Origin of the sequence: Rhizorhabdus sp., from assembly GCF_018006725.1 — a bacterium.
In the GTDB taxonomy this organism is placed as follows: domain Bacteria; phylum Pseudomonadota; class Alphaproteobacteria; order Sphingomonadales; family Sphingomonadaceae; genus Rhizorhabdus.
This window is the reverse complement of record NZ_JAGMXV010000204.1, coordinates 1-8,136: the sequence shown is the minus strand read 5'-3', so window position 1 is coordinate 8,136 and position 8,136 is coordinate 1. Positions and strand designations below refer to the sequence as shown.

Below are 8,136 nucleotides of genomic sequence, written 5' to 3'. Positions count from 1 at the left end.
ACCGCGTCGAGCGGGCCGCCGCAGGCCCTCTCGTGAGAAATCGAGCCCGTCGCCCGGCGCGCGTCGAAGCGCCTCGGTCCAGCGCGCACGGGCCGCTGTGCCCAATAGCTTCGCGCCGGCCTGCGCAGCCGCCTCGGGGCCACTCGCAAGCAGCCGCAGAATGGGCATCACGACCGGTCTTGGATCGCCTGCGTCGGCGCGGCGGCCGGTCGCCTCGTCAAGCGCGCGCTGCCACTGATCAATCTCGAACAGCGCCGCACCAGGCTGGAGGCCGAGCGACCAGTCCGCAGGCAAGTCGGCCAAGGCACGGCTTCGACCCGCGGCATGGCCGAACAGTCGCCGGAGGCGATCCTGGCCAAGCCCGTTGAGCAGGACGTCGGCAAGTGCGGCGCACGCTTGTCCCTCGCGCGATGCGAGGACCGGCACGCCGTGCGAGAAATGGAGTGGGAGATCCGCGTCCGCGACGAGAACCAGGAAGTGCTCGTCCCAGTCCTCGGTGGCCGTGGCACAGATCGCGATCTCATCGGGTCGCGCGCGGCCAGAGGCAATGAGTTCACGCATCCAACGTAGCGCTTCGACTGCTTCGGCGCGCGGGTTCGCGCAGGAAACTAAGGATATGTCCGCAGCCATCTCGCGGTCGCTGGTAATTAACTGGCCCGGAAACCAGTTCGCATCGGAGGTTCCAGGATTGCGCCAAGCGAGTGGGACCGTCTTCGCGAGCGTCGCAAGAAGCGGACGCCAGACCGATGCAATCTCACTGAGCTGATCGATATCGATTGACCCGAGCGCTGCAGCCGCATGGGCCGCGTGCGCAATTGCGGCATCGCGCAAGTCGCGCGGTGTCAGAACCCCTGCTGGGAGGTTGGCGCGAACGCGGCGCTCGACCTCCGCAAGCTCGGCAAGCCGAGCATTGTGGCTAGCGAGCCCCTCAAGATCGAGGTCGGCTTGCCAAACCTTTGCGAGCGTGCGGGCGATTGACCGTGTCGTGCCCGGAAGCTGACGGATACCTTCGAGCTCCGTCAAGCCGCCGGCGGCGAGTGCAGCGCGAATGGCTGGGTCGAGGTCCTGGGATCGCGCCGGTCGGTTAAAGCCTCCGGCGAGACGTGCAGCAAGCAGTGGAAGTGTGAAAATCTGCAGCCCAGAATCCGCTCGCTGTGCGGCAGCGATCCGCGCTGTACGGAATGCAAGCGGCCCTTCGACAACTATCGATCGTCGACTCATTTCCCCTCAGCCGCGACGCTATCATCGCCATGTTCGAAAGTTGCCGGCGTAATGCGAACCTGAGCCGCTCGCCCCTCCTCATGGAACCACAAATCTCTAATTCTCGCGTCATCGCTTGCAGGCAAAGGATTTGCGTCGCGCACGCGAAAGGTCGTGGGAAGGTTCACGGAGGTGCCGAAGACCAGCGCATGCTGCTTCGGAAGCGACGGGAGCCGCTTCAGGACCGCCTCGGAGATGAACGGGGTCATCTGCCGTATATGAGCAAGGTCGTCGGGATTCTGGATTCGATGGATGACGAAATTCGAGCACTGCGAAAGAATGGTCTTCGAGAGTTCACTGGGCCTCTGCGAAGCGGCGAGAATGAACAGCCCGTACTTTCGCCCTTCCTTGGCAATCCGCTCGTAAACTCTGCTGGCGTCTATGGCATAGCGGGATGGCTTCTCCGCGATGTATCGATGCGCTTCCTCAAGAAGCAGATGGATCGGAAACCGATTGCGTGGATCTGCTTGTCGGAGCAGCCGAAAGGCCATTCTAGCGAGCACTGACGCTACGAGCTCGACAACCTCATCCTCCACCGCATTCATGTCGATGATGACGATCTGGTTGCGTTTGACCCAACCCGCTCCGTCGCGTGCCAAACCGAGGAGCTGCTCAAGGAAGTTTTCGAGCGACGGCCCAGCTTGGCTTCCTTGAAGGTCGTAGCGCAGGAACGCATATTCAGGTCGCTCCTCGAGCGACTTAAAACGCGTCAGCATCTGCGAGCAGTAATCTCGGATCTGACGGTTACCGTGAGCCTCCTCGTATAGGATCGCCAGATCGAGCGCCTCTCCCAACGCGGAAAACTCAAAGGGAAGGTTGGCATATGCCGGGAATTTCAAACCTTCGATGATAAATCCGCCGCCATTGGCGTTTCCCAACAAATAGGTTGTTAAACCGGCAGGGTTGGCCATCTGGCCGAAGCCGATTTTGATGAATGGCGCGATCTTTTGATTGTTGATCTCCGGCGTGTTGAATCTTTGCAGCAGACCGACCATGCGATCGTGTTTTGACGGACTGCCTGTGTCGTCACGAAGAATTTGGCTCAGGCAGGTTGCCAGAATGTGGTTCTTGATCCCCTTCAGCTCCGCCGCGCTGCCCGCTGAGAACAATGTTGCCAGCCCGAGCGCCATGCGCAGTATCGGTAGTTGGGTGCGCTCGCTGGCCTGCAGAAGCAGCTCCCACTCTGACTGCTCCAGAAACCAATGGGGCAGACGAAAACGCTCCGTGCGTGCGGTGCCGTCCAGAATGACATGGTCCACGCCGATCTGCTTGCGCTTTGCGAGCGGCGACAGCGCCTTCGCATATTCTCCATTGACGTCGAATACGACGAACGTGGCACCGCGAGCATGGTGTTCTTCCGCCTTTTCGAACAAGGATTGGAGGACCGATGCGACCGTGCAGGACTTCCCGCTCCCTGTGTTTCCCAGGACGGCAGTGTGTCCGCCGAAGAAATCATCGATCCTGACCTTAACGTCGTAACCCTCGAATATGACGGACCGGCCGATCGTCAATGCGCGATAGCGGGTGGCATCAGGTGGCGTGGGTGGAACATTGTCGATCGGGGGTGTAGGCTCCGAAGGATGATCGGTTTCGAAGACTCGATCCAGTTCAGCGTCCAGCGCATACAGTGCGTCGCCGTAGAGTGACGGGAACACGGAGACGCCGAAGCGAAACCTTTCGCGCCGATCTTGAGGCAGCATCCCGACGGGAACGACATCGAGGTACTTCGCCGAAGAAGCCTTATCCAGCTCCCCTTCACTGCGACTAACATGACCAACGTCGCGCTCACGCAGGCCGACGACCTCGACAACCACGTACTCGGTTTGCACCGCGACCATCAGGAACGATCCGAGCCTGGCGACATAGTGAACGTCGTCGAATCCGACGACGGTGAAGTTGTCGGTGCCCGCATGCATCTCGATCACGAAACGGTCGGCCGCGACCGAGACCACCTTGCCGATTGCGCGCTTCCGATCGTCACGACTCATCGTCATCCTCCCCCTTCTGGGGAGCCGCGGCCTCCTTCTTCGGGGCCATCGCCTCGATCACCTTCCGAACGGCGTCATCAATGCGCTCGCTCGGGCGTTGCGGCATGAACTCTTCGATAATGGTGTCGAAGTAATGGGCTTTGCGTCCGGCGCTGCGTCCGGCACCCCCAATGATCCAAATTCGTGGATCATTTAGCGCGCGAAGCTTCGCAATCTCCCCGTCCAAATCTGGATCTACAAAGATCACGAGCCGGAACGTGGGAATCGTCAGGGCCTGATAGATGATATTGTTGATGTGCTCGTCGCCGAAGGCATACCCCATCGTAAATAGCACGCTCTGTTCGCGAACAATGCGTGACTGGAATTCCCGAAACAGATCGGCATAGGGAGACCCAAGGCTCGAATTCTGCTTGGCAGGCGTCGGATAGATCATCACCTTGCCCGGTTCTTTGGAGACGGCCGTTTCTCGGATCGGGAAAAGTCCGTGATCGTCCTCTGTCCAACTAATGGACCCATGAATCTTACACAGATAGACAAAGCCATCGACCGCAGACCACTTGCGGCTGGTGACATCGAGCTGTTCAGCGAGGGCGTACCGAAACGTCGCTGGATTGAACCGCCGTTCGACAACGCCGGAGAAGCCGTTCGTGTATGGCAGGCCGAGCCTATCCATTGCGGTCTCGTTGAAGAGATCGTAGTTCGTGGTGAACACCCAAGGACGCGGAAGAGATCGGTCGCGCAGCACAAGCTTGCGATAGAAGGATTCATAAAGGCCAACGACGGTATGGTCGCCATTCGCGAAGGCGCCGTTCGTGCATTTGGCCCAAAGAAATGTTTGAACCTTCTTGATGATCGATTCGACAGTCTTGAGTCTTGTGGCGGCATCACTCAGCGAACTGCGCACTAAGACGAAGCGCAGGCTGAAAAGAAGCTCCATCAGCCGCTCTAGGTTGCGCGCATACTCCGCGGCACCGAGGTCGATTCCAAACTGCTTCAACAGAGCATCACGTTCGTCGGCTGTCGGGAACGATTGATCCCCTTCCTTCGGTGCCGCCGTGAATTCCTTCGCGAGGGGCGCCATCGTTGGGATGCCGACCTCCTTGTCATTAGCCCACGACGAAGAACAGCCAGCTCCCAGGAGGAACGCCACATTTTTGGCATTCAGTGACTCAGCCAACGCCTTTCTGACAATATCCGCCCCATCAGGCCAATCATAATCAGCCTTCTCACCCTCGACGCCGCGAATAAACTTGAATGTGAGCTTCGATGGCTCCGTCTTGTCTGCATCCGCCACCGCATTCCCCCCAAATCTCTATTTCGCCGCCTCGTTTGCCCGGCGCGCGACATCTGCACTCCGCGCCATGAGGACCTCGAAGGTTTCAGCATCTTCCAACAGCAGACCGTCCTCGACCATGCGACCATAATCTTCTTCCAGCGCCTTCGCGGCATCACCGCCAGGCACGAGCTGCAAACCGCCATTCACGGCAGCCGCATAATCGATCGGACTTCGATCGGCCGCCCTCTCAACGAAGAACATGCCCTTGTGGCGCGCGACCGCGTTCGCCAGCTCCCTATCGGCGAAAGCCGCATCCGCCAGGCCGGCGTCATCCAGACGCGCTATGTCATGCCAGTGGCGTGCGAAGCGATCACCGCGCAGCCGCTGCTGGAGGCAGAAGACGTGGACAGCCGTCGCCTTCTCCCAGAAGGTCCGCTCGGCGTGCATCACGCGCGGCCGCGCTGTTGGGAACGTTACGCCTTCAACCAGGCCGGATGCATCGCATTTGATGTCGCGGAGGCTCGCCGGCTCGCCCGTTGATCGCGCCCCGAACTCCAGCATCACACTCGGTGCGACGTAGCCCGAGCCAGCGGTGGTCGCCTCGTAGTCGACAAACAGCTTCTCGCCTTCCACGCGGACGGCAGCCGCCAACGTCGCGGCAGCCAACGCGTCCGCGACGACCGGCTGCGCGGTGCCCGCCACCCAATCCGGCAAGCGCTTGCGCACCTCGCTCGACCAGCGCTTCTCCTCGCTACGTGTTTTCGGCAACGCCTCGCCGTTGCCGTCCACCAGGTCGGGCGCGATCGCCCGGATGTCGTAGGTCAGGTCGACGTCCTCGGAAAACCGCCGGATGACCCCATAGGCCTTCGACAGTGACGTGCCGCCCTTGAACACCAGATGCTCGCCGAGCGCCGACCCGTAGAGCGTGGCGAGCGCCCAAACCACCCACACATCCTTCTCGAGAAGGTGCGCCGGTCGTCCCGACTGATCGGCCGCGACGCTTAGCGCCTCGCGGCGGTCAGCGACCGGAAGGTGGAGAAAGGCGTCAGCCATGCGCCGCCTTTCCTACGCTGCGCGCGAGCCAGGTCGGAAGCTGCGGCGCTGCCGCGACCAGTTCGCTGAAAGTGGACGGCGAGAGCTTCCGCTTCAACGTTTTCAAGGCGGCTTCCGCTTTCTCCGGCCCAAGCCAGGCCAACGCCCGCACCGCCTCGCCAGCCGGCTTATGAGCCAGGGCGAGTTGCCAGCGCGGAGCATGACGAAGTTCGACAACCTGTTTGCCGAGATTCATCGTTCGGCTGCGGCCGGAGGTTAGATAGACCGACCGAACCGGCACCTGGGTCGTCAGGCCGAGAGTGTTGGCCGCCGCCGCCCCGCTCGGGACGATGACTTCGCCGCGCTGGTTGGCGAGCGCCTCGACCGCTTGCTGGACGGAGGGGGCCCTCGTTCCGAACCGGCTCGTGATGGGACGGAGATAGACGCCGCGACCGGCCCGGATCAGTTGGCCCCGCTCAGTCAGACGCGACAAAGCCTGATCCACCGCGGCGCGATTACCGAGGTGAAGCAAGCTCTTAGCCGCCACGGGCGTACCTTCCGGCAACCCTTCGGCATGCGCGAGAATCTGTTCGGTTAACCGTTGCATGGCCGTTCTCCTGTCAGAAATATACGCGGTTTTCTGACAGTTTTCAAGCCAGCGGACTTGCTGGGGAGCCGTCTATTTCGGCTAGATCAAGGGCGAACCCCTGTCGAGTAGACCATCCAGGAAATCCTCCCGCGAGCTGATCGGCCCCGCGAGCGTCGCAAGGATCAACGCCTCGACGATCTGGCGGGCCAACGACCGCGCCATCACCCGCTCTTTCGTCGAGATGGCGGTCATGGCTCGGCCGTGCAGGAATGCGCTTCGCACGTTGAAGAGCTGCTCATACTGATCGGCGAAGCGTCGATCGCCCAGCAGGCCGGCCACCCGTCCCCGAATTCTATTCGTGGCGCGCATCCCTTTGTGGCGGTCAGGCGCGATGCGAAAATTCTTCTGATAGTCCGCGCGCAAGCCGAGCGCCGCCTCGATCGTCGTGATGTGCGCAAGGAATTCATCCACGCCCTCGGCCAGGAACGCGCGGACGAGGAAGTGAGGGATCGGCGTCTCAAACAAAACCGATTGCTTCGCCTGCTCGACGGTCGTCCATCGGCTCTGGTCCCACACCGTCAGCTCGGTCTTTGCATCCTCTTCTAGGTGCAGCTCGACCGGGCGCTCTTCCTCGTATGTCCCGCCATAGCCATCGTCGTAGACCCGGTCCTCCCAGCTCAACGTGTCGGGGGACGGCGGCGAACTGGGACGAACGAAGATGTCGCTGTCGATCGTGTAGACCCATGGCACACGGAAGCCCCGCCAATCGACTTCCTGCATGGTCGACCAGCTCTCCCAGGGGGCCAGCAGGAGGAAGAACAGCGCTTCTTCCAAGGCAGTCGGGAACCGCCCTTGATGCGGTTCGACCCGCCCCAGATCTAGGCTCAGGTCCATGAACAGGACCGGGACCGCGCGTTCCTCCGGCTCCTGCTCGAGCACCACGACCTCCTCAACGATCAGCCAGTGGAATTCGGCGAAGCGCTCGGCATCGAAGTCCTGACGCGGATAAAGCCGCCTCAGCCGGCGCGCATCGATCACGCCGCGCAGCTCGTCGGCGCTCAACCGGCACACCCTGGCCGGACCGAATGCGTGCGGCGGCAGGTCGGCGGCAAGATCGAGCGGCGCAAGGTGAATGCGCCTGGCCCGGGTAGCGCGCAGCGCCGCGTCCAATCCCTTCGCCGCTTCCTCCACAGGCATGGCAAGATGGGCCGTGTCCTTCTGCAGGTGACATGGAAGGCCCAACGCCCGCAATGCCGTCGAGAGCGCGAAGTTCGGCCCCTTCTTGCCGGCGTTTGGGTAGTCGTCGCGGCAGATCTCACGCAGCCGCATGAAGGCCGGGTGCGCAAGAATATTGTCGGGCCCGGGCGGTCGTATGCGCCACAGGTCCGTCATCGCCATCAGCATCGCCATTCTCGGACCCGTCTCGCTCATCAGGAGATCCGGAGCCGCCGCAAAAGCTTGCCGAGGACCGCCTCGTACTCCTCGGGCTTGGAGAAATCGGCGTAGAGCTTGCCTTTCAAGAACTCTGGCAGCTCACATTCCTCGTAGAGCAGCGGCAGCACGACCACCTCGCCGCTCGCGATCTCGCGGTTCATCGCCACGTCGAGCTCCTTCTTCACCCAAGGAGCGCCGATCGACTTTTTCGACAGGACGACGGCGATGTAGCGGCTGAGCTTCATCCCCTCTTCGATCTTGGCGATCAGCGAGTCCCCGATGTCGATTTCGGCCTCGTCCAGCCACACATGCTCTACGCCATGAGCGAGCAGATCCTTGCGAAGCTGGCGCACGAAGGGTTTGTCGACGCCAGTATGGCTCAGGAAGATGCCGTGATACTTCTCATGCGCCGGATCGGCCTTCTCCAACGCGAGGCTGTCGCGAACGAGCTGGTTCTGGGCTTCCTGCGACGTCGGCGGCGTCAGCAGCCAGCCCGTCGGGGTGCCGAGCATCAGCTGACCGCCGAGGCTGTAGCCCTCCGGCGTCGCGGCGATCGA

The 8,136-nt window shown here is 61.8% G+C and carries 6 protein-coding genes and 1 pseudogene; all 7 read right to left on the bottom strand.

What is annotated here, in order from left to right:
• Positions 1-561 (bottom strand): annotated as a pseudogene (locus tag KAY22_RS21115) (PD-(D/E)XK nuclease family protein); the annotation flags it as partial.
• 656 nt (positions 562-1,217) lie between these two features.
• Positions 1,218-3,248 carry an ATP-binding protein gene (locus tag KAY22_RS21110; RefSeq protein WP_006022643.1) on the bottom strand — a complete coding sequence of 677 codons (2,031 nt, stop codon included), beginning with the start codon at positions 3,246-3,248 and terminating at the stop codon, positions 1,218-1,220.
• Positions 3,238-4,542, bottom strand: coding sequence for an SIR2 family protein (locus tag KAY22_RS21105; protein ID WP_006022644.1), 1,305 nt, complete (start codon positions 4,540-4,542; stop codon positions 3,238-3,240). The genes KAY22_RS21110 and KAY22_RS21105 overlap by 11 nt, the downstream gene beginning before the upstream one ends.
• Before the next feature lie 18 nt (positions 4,543-4,560).
• Positions 4,561-5,577, bottom strand: a complete 1,017-nt coding sequence (locus KAY22_RS21100) for a nucleotidyl transferase AbiEii/AbiGii toxin family protein (RefSeq protein WP_006022645.1) — start codon at positions 5,575-5,577, stop codon at positions 4,561-4,563.
• The gene (locus KAY22_RS21095) at positions 5,570-6,163 is read right to left on the bottom strand and encodes an AbiEi antitoxin N-terminal domain-containing protein (RefSeq protein ID WP_006022646.1); all 594 of its coding nucleotides are present in this window, start codon (positions 6,161-6,163) and stop codon (positions 5,570-5,572) included. The genes KAY22_RS21100 and KAY22_RS21095 overlap by 8 nt, the downstream gene beginning before the upstream one ends.
• Positions 6,164-6,244: 81 nt before the next feature.
• Positions 6,245-7,555 (bottom strand): hypothetical protein, encoded by a 1,311-nt coding sequence (locus KAY22_RS21090; protein ID WP_249131583.1) that lies wholly within the window; start codon positions 7,553-7,555, stop codon positions 6,245-6,247.
• A 20-nt stretch (positions 7,556-7,575) separates the two neighbouring features.
• On the bottom strand, positions 7,576-8,136 hold a 561-nt coding region (locus KAY22_RS21085), incomplete at its 5' end, for a toll/interleukin-1 receptor domain-containing protein (RefSeq protein ID WP_296625209.1).